The organism is Pseudomonas fluorescens (assembly GCF_040448305.1).
In the GTDB taxonomy this organism is placed as follows: Bacteria; Pseudomonadota; Gammaproteobacteria; order Pseudomonadales; family Pseudomonadaceae; genus Aquipseudomonas; species Aquipseudomonas fluorescens_BH.
This window is the reverse complement of record NZ_CP148752.1, coordinates 3522033-3536797: the sequence shown is the minus strand read 5'-3', so window position 1 is coordinate 3536797 and position 14765 is coordinate 3522033. Positions and strand designations below refer to the sequence as shown.

The window sequence follows — 14765 nt, the reverse complement described above, 5'->3', positions numbered from 1 at the left end:
ATCCGCAATGGACAGTAAGGCATTTTTCTGGAAGGTGCAGGAGGGGCATTTACCTACGCCGAAGGCTGCTGAAACGCTTGGAATCAAAATCTTAAATGTTGATGTTAACGAAGGAAGTATTGAAGTCTCGTTTGAAGCTATCGAGGCCTTCACGAACCCAGCGGGCAATGTACAAGGCGGGTTCCTTGCGGCGATGCTTGACGACACGATGGGGCCGGCTCTAGCTGCAACGCTCAAGGAGGGTGAGTTTGCGCCAACCTTGAGCCTAAATGTAAATTTTCATGCTCCAGCCAAGATAGGGGGGTTAATTGGGAGGGGGCGTGTGGTTCGGCGAGGAGGGCAGGTTTGCTTTCTCTCTGGTGAGCTTGAGCAGGCGGGGCAAGTTATTGCCACTGCAACCGCAGCAGCGCTGGTCCGAAAGCTATAACGGATCCCTAAAGATAACTTGCTGGCGTTGGCAAAATACCCGGATAACAACAATTGGTTGAAGATTAGGCCAGGGGGCGAATCGCTCGAGTAGTATTTTCATTTTTCGGCCTCATATCAACTGCAGCGCTTGCCCCAGAAGTGTCTATGGGTATGCTGGTCACCTGCCGAGGAGATTGAAAATGGCCTACGATTTTGACCTTTATGTGATTGGTGCCGGTTCCGGCGGTGTGCGGGCTGCGCGGTTTGCCGCCGGGTTCGGTGCGAAAGTGGCCGTGGCCGAGAGCCGCTACCTGGGCGGGACCTGTGTGAACGTCGGCTGCGTGCCGAAAAAATTGCTGGTTTACGGTGCGCACTTCGCCGAAGACTTCGAGCAGGCTTCCGGTTTTGGCTGGGGTCTGGATGAAGCACAGTTCGACTGGCCGACTTTGATCGCCAACAAGGACCGCGAGATCAATCGCCTCAATGGCATTTATCGCAACCTGCTGGTCAACAGTGGCGTGACCTTGCATGAAGGTCACGCGAAGATCGTCGACCCACATCAGGTCGAGATCAATGGCGAGCGCTTTAGCGCCAAAAACATCCTGATCGCTACTGGCGGCTGGCCGCAGATTCCGGAGATTCCGGGGCACGAGCATGCCATCAGTTCCAATCAGGCGCTCTTCCTCAAAGAGCTGCCCAAGCGGGTGTTGGTGGTGGGCGGTGGCTACATTGCGGTTGAGTTCGCCGGGATCTTCCATGGCCTCGGTGCGCAGACCACGCTGCTGTATCGCGGCGAATTGTTCCTGCGCGGCTTTGACGGTTCCGTGCGCAAGCATTTGCAGGAAGAGTTGACCAAGCGCGGCATGGACCTGCAATTCAATGCGGACATCGAGCGCATCGAGAAGCAGGCCGATGGCAGCCTGAAAGTCACGCTCAAGGATGGTCGCCAACTGGATGCCGATTGCGTGTTCTACGCCACGGGTCGTCGTCCGATGCTGGACAATCTGGGGCTGGAAAACACCGGGGTCAAACTCGACAAGAAAGGCTTCGTCGAGGTCGACGAGCTGTATCAAACCGCCGAGCCGTCGATCCTGGCGCTGGGCGATGTGATCGGCCGTGTTCAGCTGACACCGGTGGCGCTGGCTGAAGGCATGGCGGTGGCACGGCGCCTGTTCAAGCCAGAGCAGTATCGTCCAGTGGATTACAAGATGATCCCGACGGCGGTGTTCAGCTTGCCAAACATCGGCACTGTCGGTCTGACCGAAGAAGAGGCTCGCGAAGCCGGCCACGAGGTGCAGATCTTCGAAAGCCGCTTCCGGCCGATGAAGCTGACCCTGACCGAATGCCAGGAGCGCACGCTGATGAAGCTGGTGGTGGACGCCGGGACCGACAAGGTCCTGGGTTGCCACATGGTCGGCCCGGAAGCCGGTGAAATCGTCCAGGGCCTGGCGATTGCCTTGAAGGCCGGCGCCACCAAGCGCGACTTCGACGAAACCATCGGGGTGCACCCGACGGCCGCCGAAGAGTTCGTCACCATGCGGTCGCCGGTCGCTGGTTAATTGTCCTTCGCTGCGTCTGCCGCTGCCGCAAGGGTCGCGGCCAGACGTACGCGTTCTTCCAGATCCGCCCGGGTCTTGGCCAGATCCATTTCCAATGACCTGTTGAGCTGCGACTGCTCATCGACGTTCTGTTTGAGTGCCTGGCTTTCCAGCAGGGCGACACGCAGGCGTTCCTGGAGGAGGGTGCGCTCGCCGTCGACGCGGGTGGTCTGTTCCAGCAACTGATCCTGGCGGGTATTGCTTTGCTTGAGCTGTTCTTGCAGCAGGCTTAGCTCGCGCAGCGTGCCGCGGTTTTCAGTCAGCAAGCGTTCGTTGTCGCGGTGCAACTGGGTGATTTCATCCTGGCGTACCAGCGCGCTTTGTTGTGCCTGGCGCAGTTCCATCTGTAGCTGTTGCACCTGGCCTTCGTGGCGACTCATTTCCTGTTCGCGCTGTTCCTTGACCGCATTGCGGTAGTGCTCCAGCGCGTCGCGGGTGTGCAGGTGTTTTTCCTCAAGGGAGCGGATCTGCTCGTCCTTGTCTTTCAACCGCAGTTCGAAATCAGCCAGCGCCTGGTTCAACCCGGCGTTTCGGGTCTGCTCCGTTTGCAGCATGGCGCGGGTTTCGTGCAGGGCTTCGGATTCCTGAGTCAGTGCCAGGCTTTGAAATTCGTATTGCTGGTGCAGTTCGCTGTTGGTCTCTTGCGCTTTGCCGAGCTGGTTATCCAGCGCCTTGCGTTGTTCTTCGTACTGCGCGCGCGCCTGGTCGATGGGTTCCTGCGCCTGCTCCTTGAGTCTTTGTGCGAGCCGCGCCACCAGCGCCATCAGTTCGTCGTCAATCGGTTCCGCTGGCGCTTCGGCAGGTTCGCTCCGGTTATCCAGCTCCTTGAGATATCGATGAATCGTGGTTTTCGAGCCGGTATTGCCCATCTCGATGCGTACGGCATCGATGCTGGGGTTTCCGCCGCGGGCGAGAATCGCCAACCGAGCGGCTTGAACCACCGCTTTATTTACACCGCCGCGTGCCATGAGATCTCCAGGGTTTTGATGATGTGGTACGTACCACGTAAATACACATTGTACCATTCAATTCATAAAGTTAAATGCTGAATGTAACTGACACGGGATATACTGGTATTACCCCGTGTGATACACCCAATACCGGTTTTTGACCCGTCAAAGCGGTATGAATTCAAGAGTTGACCCCCATGTCTGAGCTGGATCGTTACCTACAGGCGGCGACGCGCGACAACACCCGTCGCAGCTATCGCGCAGCCATCGAGCACTTCGAAGTCACATGGGGCGGTTTTCTGCCGGCCACTGGCGACAGCGTGGCGCGCTACCTGGTGGCCCATGCCGGTGTGTTGTCGATCAACACGCTGAAACTGCGTTTGTCGGCATTGGCGCAGTGGCACAACAGCCAGGGTTTTGCCGATCCCACCAAGGCGCCGGTGGTGCGCAAGGTGTTCAAGGGTATTCGCGCTCTGCACCCGGCCCAGGAAAAACAAGCCGAACCCTTGCAGCTTCAGCATCTGGAACAGGTGGTCAGTTGTCTGGAGCAAGAAGTGCAAGTCGCCAGGGCCGCAGGCGACCGAGCGGGTTTGCTGCGGGCCAGGCGCGACATGGCCTTGATCCTGCTGGGCTTCTGGCGCGGCTTTCGTAGCGATGAGTTGTGCCGGCTTCAGGTGGAACACGTGCAGGCCAGCGCCGGTTCCGGCATCAGTCTCTATCTGCCGCGCAGCAAGAGTGATCGCGACAACCTCGGCAAGACCTATCAGACGCCGGCCTTGCAGCGCTTGTGTCCGGTGCAGGCTTATATCGACTGGATTACCGAGGCGGCACTGGTGCGGGGGGCGGTGTTCCGTGGCATCGACCGCTGGGGGCATCTGGGCGAGGGGGGATTGCACGCCAACAGTGTGATTCCGTTATTACGTCAGGCGTTGGCCCGAGCAGGTATCGCCGGCGAGCTTTACACCAGTCACTCCTTGCGTCGCGGTTTTGCCACCTGGGCGCATCAGAGTGGCTGGGATTTGAAGTCGCTGATGAGCTATGTAGGCTGGAAAGACATGAAGTCAGCCATGCGCTACATCGAAGCCAGTCCGTTCCTCGGCATGGCGCGTATCACGGAAAAGCCCGTGTCACCCTAGGGGGTGTTCTCAATTAGTTTCCCCTCCGCGCCGGGTCTGCTGTTGTGCAGGGCAAGGCGCGAGAAGCGCAGTTTGGTCATTCCAAATCAGCTTCGAGCAACACAGCCCTGCACAACAGCAGGCCCGGCCCTTCGGGTTGTGCCTTAAAGCTGGCCATGCTGCGTTGCCGGCCTTGGAAAGGGAACAACCATTCCCAGCGGCCTACGCCTTGCCTGGCCAGCTTTAAGGCGACAACGCGGAGGGGAAACTAATTGAGAACACCCCCTAGATACCGTTTTCTTCTATTAATACAGCTGGCTAATAGCGAAAGCCAATCAGCAGCATCAGGTTTGCCAATGAGCCAACCGTCCGTCGAGTGGGTAAAGTTCTCTCCATCAACTTCTTAACCCCTGACGGAGAGTCAACGATGCCTATCATCAACAGCCAAGTTAAACCGTTCAAAGCTGACGCATTCAAAAATGGCGACTTCGTAAAAGTCTCGGACGCTGACCTGAAAGGCAAGTGGTCTGTGGTGTTCTTCTACCCGGCCGACTTCACCTTCGTCTGCCCGACCGAACTGGAAGACCTGGCCGACAACTACGACGCGTTCCAGAAGCTCGGCGTCGAGATCTACAGCGTTTCAACCGACACTCACTTTGCCCACGCTGCCTGGCACAACACTTCGCCAGCCATCGGCAAGATCCAGTACACCATGATTGGCGACCCGACTCACGCCATCTCCCGCAACTTCGACGTGCTGATCGAAGAAGCAGGCCTGGCTGACCGCGGCACCTTCGTGATCAACCCGGAAGGCCAGATCAAGATCGTTGAACTGAACGACGGCGGTGTAGGCCGTGACGCTTCCGAGCTGCTGCGCAAGATCAAGGCTGCCCAGTACGTCGCTGCTCACCCAGGTCAGGTTTGCCCAGCCAAGTGGAAAGAAGGCGAGGCCACTCTGGCGCCGTCCCTGGACCTGGTCGGCAAGATCTAAGTCTGTGACGCGTTTCATCAGGGCGGACTTCCGCACCTTCTAAGCAAGCTGCACCGCCCAATAAAAACGCCCGGGCGAGATTCGCTCGGGCGTTTTTTATGCCCGCTTTATATGAAACAGTAAAAAGGAAATCGCCCGTATGTTGGACACCAATCTTAAAGCCCAGTTGAAATCGTACCTGGAACGGGTCACCCAGCCGATCGAGATCGTTGCTTCCCTCGACGACGGTGCGAAATCCCAGGAAATGCTCGAACTGTTGAAAGACGTTACCAGTCTTTCCACCCAGATTACCTTGCTCGACAACGGCGATGATGCACGCAAGCCGTCGTTCTCGATCAATCGTCCGGGAGCCGATATCAGCCTGCGTTTCGCCGGCATCCCGATGGGCCACGAATTCACGTCCTTGGTGCTGGCCTTGCTGCAAGTCGGCGGTCACCCGTCCAAAGCCAGTGCCGAAGTGATCGAACAGATCCGCTCGCTCAAAGGCGAGTTCAACTTCGAGACTTACTTCTCGCTGTCCTGCCAGAACTGCCCGGACGTGGTCCAGGCGCTGAACCTGATGGCGGTACTGAACCCGAGCATTCGCCACGTCGCCATCGACGGCGCGCTGTTCCAGGCTGAAGTCGATGAGCGCCAGATCATGGCGGTCCCAAGCATCTACCTCAACGGTGTGAACTTCGGCCAGGGGCGCATGGGCCTGGAAGAAATCCTCGCCAAAATCGACACCAGCGGCATCGAACGCCAGGCCGAGAAGATCAGCGCCAAAGAAACCTTTGATGTGCTGGTGGTCGGCGGTGGGCCAGCCGGTGCTTCGGCGGCGATCTATGCGGCTCGCAAAGGTATTCGCACCGGCATCGCGGCAGAGCGTTTTGGTGGGCAGGTGCTGGACACCATGGCCATCGAGAACTTCATTTCCGTGCAGGAAACCGAAGGTCCGAAACTGGCCGTGGCGCTGGAAGAGCACGTTAAGCAGTACGACGTGGATATCATGAATCTGCAGCGTGCAGACAAATTGATCACTGGCAAAGAAGGTGAGTTGCACGAAGTCCACTTCGCCAGCGGTGCGAAGCTCAAGGCCAAGACCGTGATCCTCGCAACCGGCGCGCGGTGGCGTGAAATGAACGTGCCGGGCGAGCAGCAATACCGCAACAAAGGCGTGGCGTACTGCCCGCACTGCGACGGTCCGCTGTTCAAGGGCAAGCGCGTGGCGGTGATTGGTGGCGGCAACTCCGGCGTCGAAGCGGCCATCGACCTGGCCGGTATCGTGTCCCATGTCACGCTGCTGGAGTTCGATGTGCAGTTGCGTGCCGATGCGGTATTGCAGCGCAAGTTGCACAGCTTGCCGAACGTTACCGTGATTACCAGTGCGCAAACCACCGAGGTCACCGGCGACGGCCAGAAGGTCAACGGCCTGCGCTACAAGGATCGTCAGAGCGACGAGTTGCGCAGTGTGGAGCTGGAAGGGATCTTTGTGCAGATCGGTCTGCTGCCCAACACCGATTGGCTCAAAGGCACCATCGAGTTGTCGCCCCGTGGCGAGATCATCGTTGACGCTCGGAGTGAAACGTCGGTACCGGGTGTGTTTGCCGCCGGCGACGTGACCACCGTGCCGTACAAGCAGATCGTGATCGCAGTGGGCGAGGGCGCCAAGGCTTCGCTGAGTGCTTTCGATCACTTGATCCGCACTTCTGCACCGGCATAAACCCCGGCACTGAAAATAAAAAACCCCATGATTGATCATGGGGTTTTTTATGGATCAAAAGATCGCAGCCTGCGGCAGCTCCTGCACCGATCTCCGTAGGAGCTGCCGCAGGCTGCGATCTTTTGATTCTGATTTACAGTGGTGCTGGCTGAATGATCTCGACCCAGTAGGCGTCCGGGTCCTTGATGAATGCCAGGCTCTTCATGCGGCCATCGCTCAAGCGTTTCTGGAAATCGCAGCCCAGTGCTTCAAAGCGCTCGCAGGCGGCGACGATGTCCGGCACCGAGATGCAGATGTGGCCGAAACCGCGGGGGTCGGTGTTGCCATTGTGGTAGGCGAAATCCGCATCGTTCTCGGTGCCATGGTTGTGGGTCAACTCCAGAATGCCGGGGATCGATTTCATCCACTCGGTGCGCGCGGCGGCATCGGCCGGGATCTGGTTTTTGTCGACCAGCGCAAGGAAATACAGGCTGAACTCGGCTTCCGGGAAGTCGCGTTTTTCCACCAGGGTAAAACCCAGAATGCGTGTGTAGAAGTCCAGGGACTTGGTGATGTCCTTGACCCGCAGCATGGTGTGGTTGAAGACAAATTTCTGCGTGGCGGCGTCCGGTTGGGCGGTGACGCCGGGGAAGGTGTTCAATTCGTGCAGGCTCATGGGCCCTCCGGGAAATATGTGGGCTAACGAATGGCGACAATGATACGCAAGGGTTCGGACATCACCAAACCCAAACAGTCGGCTATTGCCTGACAGCCGGCCTGGGCCCAGACTTTACGGCTTGATCCTTGAGTGCCCATTGCAATGATTCGATTCCGTAACGTGCTGTTCATCCTGCTAAGCGTGTTTTCGCTGGCTGGCATTGCCCGCGCCGATGCACCAGTAGTGACCTGGCCGGAAGGCTGGCAGGTCGAAGTCGTGCCTGAATCGGCGTCGGGGGTCAGTCGCCAGCGGGCGGTAAAAAATGATCAGAATGGATCGCCGCTCATGGTGATGGAACTGACCATGAGCCCGGTGCAAAGCGATCACCAGGTAAACCTCGAAGGCGTATTGCTGGAGATGCGCAAGTCGGTTCAAAAAGACTTCTTTCAGGGCGGGTATCAAAGTGTCTGCACGCGAATTCATTCGACTACGTTGAGTCGATTGGCCGCGCTGGAAACAACCTGCACCATCACGCAAAATGGCAGGCATGTGCTTTCTCAAACATTGGTGGCCGCGGTGGATGCCGATAAGGCCTATGTTCTTTCCTACGCAGGGCAGGCCGAGGCTTATAAGACGAGCCAGGATGAAATAGACGCTGCCCGTAACAGTCTGAAACTTTAGTCAGCGACAGTGCTTTTTCGATGCATGAAGAAAATTTTAGATATCCAAATGGATTAAGCGCAAAGTTGGTGGCAGTCAGGTAGTTGACGGGTGTCCGCCCCGGGCATTTAGATAACCCATGAAAAAGCCCTGCATAAGCAGGGCTTTTTTGTCGCCGCGAGAGTTAGCCGCGCAGCCAGGAATCAACGGTGGCTGCACCGTACTGTTCTTTCCAGGCTTTCAGGCCGCGGTGGTTGCCGCCCTTGGTTTCAATCAGCTCGCCGGTGTGCGGGTTCTGATAAACCTTGACCACGCGGGCGCGGCGGGTTTTAGGTGCTGCCTGCTGCAGGCCGGATTTTGCCGGGTTAGGGTCGAGAATGGCGATGATGTCGCGCAGGCTCTTGCCATAGGTTTTCATCAAGCCCTGGAGCTTCTCTTCGAATTCGATTTCTTTCTTGAGCCCGGCATCGTTCTTCAGGGATTCCAGCTGCTTGAGCTGTTCTTGAAGAGCCTTTTCGGCTGCACGGAATTCAGCGAGTCTGGACAATATCTTTACTCCAATAGTGTGTTTGGCTGATACCAACCGCAAACAAAGCTATAAGCCAAGAGCCTTGAAGCGACTCGGTGATAGTGGCTCACCTGCCAATTTAGCGCAGGCATGTAAAATTGTAGTAGTTAATTGGCCAAGAGTAAATCCTGTCTTTTTTTTCATGTAACGGCAGTAGTGTTTTGATTCAAATTGGTGCGCGTAATCGTTTTTTTGTCGGTTAAATCCGCTAGTTAATGGTTGCTTAATGCACTAATGAATTCCGTGCCGGGCATGGGTTTGCCGAACAGATAACCTTGCAGGAAGTTGACCCGGTGAGCGCTCAGGTAATCACTCTGCTCACGGGTTTCGACACCTTCGGCCACCAGGGCAAGGTCGAGTTTGACCGCCAGTTCGATGATGCTGTCCAGAATGTGGCTGGAGAGTGTGTCGATGCCGATCATGGCGACAAAACTCTGGTCGATTTTCAGAAAATCGACATTGAACTGCCGCAGGTAGCCAAGGCTTGAGTGGCCCGTGCCGAAGTCGTCGATGGCGATTTTCACGCCCAGTTCGCGAAGTTGCTCGAACAATTGCAGGGTGATGGCCGTGGGCTCGATCAGTTCGCGCTCGGTCAGTTCCAGTACCAGATGGATCGAGCCTGGTTCAAACGCATCGAGAAACTCGCGGCAATCCTTGATCAGCTCCAGGTCCTGGCAATGGCTGGCGGTGATGTTGATACCAATGTGAAACGGCTTGTTGAATCTGACGGAGTGCGGCGCGAGCAGGGCGGCGGTTTGTCGCATCAGTGAGCGGGTCATTGGCACTATCAGCCCAGAGTGCTCGGCAAACGGAATGAACAGATCCGGACGCACCAGGCCTTCCTTCGGATGTTTCCAGCGCATCAGCACTTCAGCGCCGGACCAGCTTTTGCTGTCGCCATGCACCACGGGTTGGAAATACGGAATGAACTCCGCAGCTTCCAGTGCCCGCTGCATTTCCTGGGTGGGTGCCGATGAGCGCTTTTGCAGGAAGTGACCAATTGCCCCGGCAATCACACCGAAGAAAATCAGCAGGCTGAACAACGGTGGATATTCGCTGCTCATGTATCGCCAGGTTTCGCCTTTGGGGAAACCCGCTTCCACGGCAAAAGCATAATGCTGGGAGGTCAATCGACTTTGCGCAACGGGCAGGTCAGGCGCAGCGCCCCTGTGAACCTTGCCGTCGGCGGATATCCAGTCCGGGCCAACTTGCAGCAATAGCAAAGTCTTGCGGCTTATCAAGCGCAGGATATTGCTCAAGTGATGACCATAGAGGGTCGTCAGTGCACCTTTTTTTCCTTCACTCAGGCGGTAGACCAGCAAGGCGGTGTCGGGTGTTACCGGATTGCCGCTCATGAGCCATAAGGCGCCCTGGGTGTAGTCACCGGGGTTGACCTTCTCCTGGTAGTCGCCGAACAGAGAGCTGCAATAGAGGTTGTTGTCCCACACCAGATTGGTTGAGCTCACGAATGGGCGGCGAGTGACCTGCTCGCGCAGGGCCAGACTGACGTCAGCGCAACGTTGGCCCGCCAGCGGCAGTAGTTCACGAGCGGCCTGAGCGGTGTTGTCGAGCATCAGGTCGAACTGGCGAATCGCTTCTTCGGCAGTTTGTTCGGTGTCTTGTTTGAGCGCACGCCCTGCTTGCATATAAAGAATGGCGGTCCCCAGCAGCACCGGGAGCAATCCACTGATCAGGGTCACAGCAATTCTTGTGTTGCGACTACGGGTTTTGGCTTTCAACGGCATTCGCGAATCCTGTCACGAAGAAGTAAGGCTCTCAAATGATGGCAGGGCAAAACGCCTCCCATGAAGAGTTCGGGTATGGGCCATGATAGTTGGCCGTTGGCGGTTATGCCGCTCAACGCAAGTCAAGGCTTTCGGCCAGGCTGATAAAGGCCAGCGTCGCGGGTGATGCCTGGCGTCGGTCGAGCACCGCCAGGCCGACCTGGCGCAACACTGCTGGCGACAGCGGTTTTTTCACACAGCGGCGGTCAATTTGATTGGGCAATGAACCTTCTGCAACGATCGTCACACCGTCGCCACGAGCGACGACATCCAGGGTGCTGATCAACTGCGAGCAGCGATATCGGATGTTGGGCGTCAGTCGGGCCACCGTGAACAGGCGTGAAACCAGCTCCGAAGAACCGGCCTCGGTCAGCACGAACGGGAAATCGCACAGGTCCTTCAGGTTCAGGCTGTCGTGAACCGCCAGCGGGTGGGCGGCGGGCAGCAGCGCGACCATCTGGTCTTCGATCAGCGCGACCGTGTCGAAACGTTCCTCGGGCAATACCACAAAGCCGATGTCGATCCGTCGTTCCTCCAGCCACTGGAGCACCTGGCGGTCGGGGCCTTCGTCGATATGCACCTCTATGCCGGGATGGGCGGCGCGGTACTGCTGCAGTATCAACGGCAGCAATTTGATCGATGACGTCGGGCCAAAGGAGCCGATACGCAGCGTGCCGCGTTTCATGCCCCGCGCATCGGCCGCTTCCTGGCGCAGGGTGTTGGCCAGGCCGAGCATCGCCCGGGCACGCAGCAACAGCTGCTGGCCAATGTCGCTCAATTCGACCTGGGATTGATGCCGGCGCAACAGTTCGACACCCAACTCCAGCTCCAGGGACTTCAAGGCATGGGACACCGCCGATTGGGAAATACCCAGGCGATTGGCCGCAGCCGTGAAGCCGTGGAGTTCGGCCACCAGGGAGAAAATCTCCAGTTGAGTGAGGGTCATGAGTGTTTGCTCATTTTACGATTACTGGGTATTAGTCGAATGATACGTCATCTCTCCGACATCCGGTCCTGGAATCTTATGACGATCTGCGAGCAAAGCCTGTCAAAACCCTCGGATTTGCCGGTGTATCTGAAACTGGCGGTGGTCACCATGGTGTGGGGTGGCACCTTCGTCGCCGGTCGCTATCTGGCTGGCGGCCTCAGCCCGTTACTGGCGGCCAGCCTGCGGTTTCTGCTGGCCAGCGTGGCGTTGCTGCTGTTTGTACGCATGGCGCGGACACCGCTGGTCCGGCCTAGCGTCCGGCAATGGCTGCAGTTGTTATTGCTTGGCTTTTTCGGGATCTTTTTTTACAACCTGTGCTTCTTTTATGGCCTGCATTTCATCAACGCTTCACGGGCGTCCTTGATCGTGGCGTTGAATCCGGCGGTGATCGGCCTGGCCTCCTGGCTGCTGTTCAAGGAGCGCTTGAACCGGGCCAAAGTCGTCGGCATTGCGATCTGCATGGCGGGCGCGAGCATGGTGATCGTCAGTCGCGACCCGCAATTACTGGCCGGCGGTGCCGATACCTGGCTCGGCGATCTGCTGATTTTCGGTTGCGTCCTCGGCTGGGGTGTCTACTCGCTGTTCTCCAAAGAGCTGAACCACACCCTGGGACCGGTGCAAACCGTGACCTATTCGATCCTGCTGGGCACCGTCATGCTCTGGATGGCCTGCATCATGCGCGGTGAGGTGAGTGTTACCGCGATCGCCCATCTGGGTGCGCAGCAATGGTTGAGTCTTTTGTACCTGGGGGTACTGGGTTCGGCGCTGGCTTACATCGGCTACTACGACGGCATCCGCAAAATCGGTGCGACCCGTTCCGGGGTGTTCATTGCCTTGAACCCGCTGACAGCGGTGATCCTTGGCGCGCTGCTACTGGATGAGCCGCTGACGCTGGCCATGTGCCTGGGTGGCGGGCTGATACTGGCGGGAATTTTCCTCTGCAACAAACCCCTTGCGCGGGCCAGGAAAAAGGGGATTTTATACAGAAGGCGGACAAACTGATTTACGCTGTGTAGAATCGGTTTACGCATACAATAATAATCGTCTTCTGGCAGCAGAAGCCTCGCCCGCAAGAGCCTTGGGTCGACAATGAAGATATTCGGGTTTCAACTGATCTACGGTGACTTTCTCGCCCGCAGTGTGCGGGGCATCTCCTGTGCGCCACCCACCGGTCTCAGCATTGCTTACAACTAACCTTTGTTAATTGATAAAAGAATGATGAGGCGCCGACCATGGCAGATTTATACGAAAACCCAATGGGCCTGATGGGCTTTGAATTCATCGAGCTCGCATCGCCGACCCCGAACACCCTGGAGCCGATCTTCGAGATCATGGGCTTCACCAAGGTGGCGACCCACCGTTCCAAGGACGTGCACCTCTATCGCCAGGGCGCGATCAACCTGATCCTCAACAACGAACCCCACAGCGTGGCCTCGTACTTCGCGGCCGAGCACGGTCCGTCGGTGTGCGGCATGGCGTTTCGCGTCAAGGATTCGCAAAAGGCCTACAAGCGTGCCCTGGAACTCGGCGCCCAGCCGATCCACATCGAAACCGGCCCGATGGAGCTGAACCTGCCGGCGATCAAAGGCATCGGCGGTGCGCCGCTGTACCTGATCGACCGTTTCGGCGAAGGCAGCTCGATCTATGACATCGACTTCGTGTTCATCGAAGGTGTGGACCGCCATCCGGTCGGTGCCGGCCTGAAGATCATCGATCACCTGACCCACAACGTGTATCGCGGTCGCATGGCCTACTGGGCCAACTTCTACGAGAAGCTGTTCAACTTCCGCGAAATCCGCTACTTCGACATCAAGGGCGAGTACACCGGCCTGACCTCCAAGGCCATGACCGCACCCGATGGCATGATCCGCATCCCGTTGAACGAAGAATCGTCCAAGGGCGCCGGGCAGATCGAAGAGTTCCTGATGCAGTTCAACGGCGAGGGCATCCAGCACGTTGCGTTCCTGTCCGATGACCTGATCAAGACCTGGGACCACCTGAAAAGCATCGGCATGCGCTTCATGACCGCGCCGCCGGAAACCTACTACGAAATGCTCGAAGGCCGTTTGCCGAACCACGGCGAACCGGTGGACCAACTGCAGGCACGGGGCATTTTGCTGGACGGCTCGTCCGAGTCGGGCGACAAGCGTCTGCTGCTGCAGATCTTCTCGGAAACCCTGATGGGGCCGGTGTTCTTCGAGTTCATCCAGCGCAAGGGCGACGACGGTTTCGGCGAAGGCAACTTCAAGGCGCTGTTCGAATCCATCGAGCGTGACCAGGTTCGTCGTGGTGTTCTCTCCACCGACTAAATCCTTGCAGATGTAGTAACTGTAGGAGCGAGCCTGCTCGCGATAGCTATCTGTCAGCCAATATCTATGTTGAGTCTGAAGACGCCATCGCGAGCAGGCTCGCTCCTACAATTGTTTTGTGTGTGCTTAAGGTCTGCGTTGCCGCACCAGATGCTTGAACCCTTCAAACATCAATACCAGCACGGCCATCCAGATCGGGATGTACGTCAGCCATTCGCCAGCCTTGATGCTCTCCCCAAGCAACAACGCCACGCCCAGCAGCAACACCGGTTCGACGTAGCTCAACAAGCCGAACAGGCTGAATGGCAGCAGGCGACTGGCAATGATGTAGATCACCAGTGCCGATGCGCTGATCACGCCGAGCATCGGGATCAACAGCGACAACCATGGATGCTGGTCAAACACACCGAAACCTTGCGCGCCGCTCTGCACGAACCAGAAGGCCACCGGCAGTGTCAATGCCATGTCCAGCCATAACCCGCCGAGGTTGTCCGCCGCCAGCCGTTTGCGCAGGATGAAGTAGGTTGGATAACCAATGCAGACCAGCAAGGTCGCCCAGGAAAAACCACCGACCTGATACACCTCGTTGATCACGCCCAGGCAGGCGAACACCACGGCGATTTTTTGCAGATAGGACAGGCGTTCGCCGTAGGCCAGGCGACCGGTCAAGACCATGGTCAGCGGCAGCAGGAAATAGCCGAGTGATACGTCGAGGCTGTAGCCGTTGAGCGGTGCCCACATGAACAGCCACAATTGCACGCCGAGCAGGGCAGAGGAGGCGATCAGCGCGCCCGCAAGTTTCGGATTGGCCATGGCGCGCCGAACGATCTCCAGCACGCGCTTCCACTCCCCGGACACCACCATGAACACGGTCATGCACGGGACGGTCAACAGCATGCGCCAACCGAAGATTTCCACGCCACTCAAGGGGGAGAGCAGCGACGTGTAGTAATACATGACGGCAAACAGCACCGAGGCTGAAACCGATAGAGCGATACCTTTAGACAAGCTGTCCTCGCAAGGTTGAAGGTGAAACGGGGGGGAGGATACGTGGT

Annotated in this window: 14 protein-coding genes; 8 read left to right on the top strand and 6 right to left on the bottom strand. The window is 57.6% G+C overall.

Annotated elements, in window-relative coordinates; genetic code table 11:
• The first annotated feature begins 7 nt into the window (after positions 1–7).
• Entirely contained in the window at positions 8–427 is a 420-nt protein-coding gene (locus tag WHX55_RS15960; RefSeq protein WP_150723692.1) for a PaaI family thioesterase, read from the top strand.
• 181 nt (positions 428–608) lie between these two features.
• Complete coding sequence (gene gorA / locus WHX55_RS15955; protein ID WP_353740772.1) at positions 609–1967, top strand: glutathione-disulfide reductase; 1359 nt, start codon at positions 609–611, stop codon at positions 1965–1967.
• Here gorA and WHX55_RS15950 read toward each other — a convergent pair.
• On the bottom strand, positions 1964–2974 hold the full coding sequence (locus tag WHX55_RS15950; RefSeq protein ID WP_353740771.1) for a DNA-binding protein: 1011 nt from the start codon (positions 2972–2974) through the stop codon (positions 1964–1966). The two genes, gorA and WHX55_RS15950, sit on opposite strands and share 4 nt — an antisense overlap.
• A 179-nt stretch (positions 2975–3153) precedes the next feature.
• Here WHX55_RS15950 and WHX55_RS15945 point away from each other — a divergent pair, with 179 nt between their 5' ends.
• The 3 genes from WHX55_RS15945 (at position 3154) to ahpF (ending at position 6764) form a co-directional block, all read left to right on the top strand.
• A complete protein-coding gene (locus WHX55_RS15945; RefSeq protein WP_353740770.1) occupies positions 3154–4092 on the top strand; it encodes a site-specific integrase in 939 nt (312 codons plus the stop codon).
• A gap of 406 nt (positions 4093–4498) precedes the next feature.
• Positions 4499–5062 (top strand): alkyl hydroperoxide reductase subunit C, encoded by a 564-nt coding sequence (gene ahpC, locus WHX55_RS15940; RefSeq protein WP_007975937.1) that lies wholly within the window; start codon positions 4499–4501, stop codon positions 5060–5062.
• 139 nt (positions 5063–5201) lie between these two features.
• The gene (gene ahpF, locus WHX55_RS15935; protein ID WP_353740769.1) at positions 5202–6764 is read left to right on the top strand and encodes an alkyl hydroperoxide reductase subunit F; all 1563 of its coding nucleotides are present in this window, start codon (positions 5202–5204) and stop codon (positions 6762–6764) included.
• Positions 6765–6897: 133 nt separating this feature from the next.
• On the opposite strand, the gene gloA is transcribed toward ahpF, so the two are convergent.
• The gene (gloA, locus tag WHX55_RS15930; protein WP_090455458.1) at positions 6898–7419 is read right to left on the bottom strand and encodes a lactoylglutathione lyase; all 522 of its coding nucleotides are present in this window, start codon (positions 7417–7419) and stop codon (positions 6898–6900) included.
• Positions 7420–7563: 144 nt separating this feature from the next.
• Here gloA and WHX55_RS15925 point away from each other — a divergent pair, with 144 nt between their 5' ends.
• Positions 7564–8082 (top strand): DUF4946 domain-containing protein, encoded by a 519-nt coding sequence (locus tag WHX55_RS15925; protein WP_150753533.1) that lies wholly within the window; start codon positions 7564–7566, stop codon positions 8080–8082.
• A 163-nt stretch (positions 8083–8245) separates the two neighbouring features.
• Here the strand turns inward: WHX55_RS15925 and WHX55_RS15920 are convergent, their stop codons facing one another.
• The 3 genes from WHX55_RS15920 to WHX55_RS15910 form a co-directional block, all read right to left on the bottom strand.
• Positions 8246–8608, bottom strand: coding sequence for a histone-like nucleoid-structuring protein, MvaT/MvaU family (locus tag WHX55_RS15920; RefSeq protein ID WP_008065377.1), 363 nt, complete (start codon positions 8606–8608; stop codon positions 8246–8248).
• A 233-nt stretch (positions 8609–8841) separates the two neighbouring features.
• On the bottom strand, positions 8842–10374 hold the full coding sequence (locus WHX55_RS15915) for an EAL domain-containing protein (protein ID WP_151213607.1): 1533 nt from the start codon (positions 10372–10374) through the stop codon (positions 8842–8844).
• 112 nt (positions 10375–10486) lie between these two features.
• The gene (locus WHX55_RS15910; RefSeq protein WP_150757028.1) at positions 10487–11359 is read right to left on the bottom strand and encodes a LysR family transcriptional regulator; all 873 of its coding nucleotides are present in this window, start codon (positions 11357–11359) and stop codon (positions 10487–10489) included.
• 78 nt (positions 11360–11437) lie between these two features.
• On the opposite strand from WHX55_RS15910, the gene WHX55_RS15905 reads away from it, so the two are divergent.
• Positions 11438–12403: an EamA family transporter gene (locus tag WHX55_RS15905; RefSeq protein WP_150753536.1), complete on the top strand. Its 966-nt coding sequence runs from the start codon at positions 11438–11440 to the stop codon at positions 12401–12403.
• A gap of 230 nt (positions 12404–12633) precedes the next feature.
• Complete coding sequence (gene hppD / locus WHX55_RS15900) at positions 12634–13710, top strand: 4-hydroxyphenylpyruvate dioxygenase (protein WP_057714671.1); 1077 nt, start codon at positions 12634–12636, stop codon at positions 13708–13710.
• A 126-nt stretch (positions 13711–13836) separates the two neighbouring features.
• Here the strand turns inward: hppD and rarD are convergent, their stop codons facing one another.
• On the bottom strand, positions 13837–14718 hold the full coding sequence (gene rarD / locus WHX55_RS15895) for an EamA family transporter RarD (protein ID WP_150757029.1): 882 nt from the start codon (positions 14716–14718) through the stop codon (positions 13837–13839).
• Positions 14719–14765 lie beyond the last annotated feature (47 nt).

Excerpts from the sequence above, each read along its gene's own strand:
- WHX55_RS15960 (WP_150723692.1), top strand. The coding sequence starts at position 8 with ATGGACAGTAAGGCATTTTTCTGGAAGGTGCAGGAGGGGCATTTACCT.
- gorA (WP_353740772.1), top strand. The coding sequence starts at position 609 with ATGGCCTACGATTTTGACCTTTATGTGATTGGTGCCGGTTCCGGCGGT.
- WHX55_RS15950 (WP_353740771.1), bottom strand. The coding sequence starts at position 2,974 with ATGGCACGCGGCGGTGTAAATAAAGCGGTGGTTCAAGCCGCTCGGTTG.
- WHX55_RS15945 (WP_353740770.1), top strand. The coding sequence starts at position 3,154 with ATGTCTGAGCTGGATCGTTACCTACAGGCGGCGACGCGCGACAACACC.
- ahpC (WP_007975937.1), top strand. The coding sequence starts at position 4,499 with ATGCCTATCATCAACAGCCAAGTTAAACCGTTCAAAGCTGACGCATTC.
- ahpF (WP_353740769.1), top strand. The coding sequence starts at position 5,202 with ATGTTGGACACCAATCTTAAAGCCCAGTTGAAATCGTACCTGGAACGG.
- gloA (WP_090455458.1), bottom strand. The coding sequence starts at position 7,419 with ATGAGCCTGCACGAATTGAACACCTTCCCCGGCGTCACCGCCCAACCG.
- WHX55_RS15925 (WP_150753533.1), top strand. The coding sequence starts at position 7,564 with ATGATTCGATTCCGTAACGTGCTGTTCATCCTGCTAAGCGTGTTTTCG.
- WHX55_RS15915 (WP_151213607.1), bottom strand. The coding sequence starts at position 10,374 with ATGCCGTTGAAAGCCAAAACCCGTAGTCGCAACACAAGAATTGCTGTG.
- WHX55_RS15910 (WP_150757028.1), bottom strand. The coding sequence starts at position 11,359 with ATGACCCTCACTCAACTGGAGATTTTCTCCCTGGTGGCCGAACTCCAC.
- WHX55_RS15905 (WP_150753536.1), top strand. The coding sequence starts at position 11,438 with ATGACGATCTGCGAGCAAAGCCTGTCAAAACCCTCGGATTTGCCGGTG.
- hppD (WP_057714671.1), top strand. The coding sequence starts at position 12,634 with ATGGCAGATTTATACGAAAACCCAATGGGCCTGATGGGCTTTGAATTC.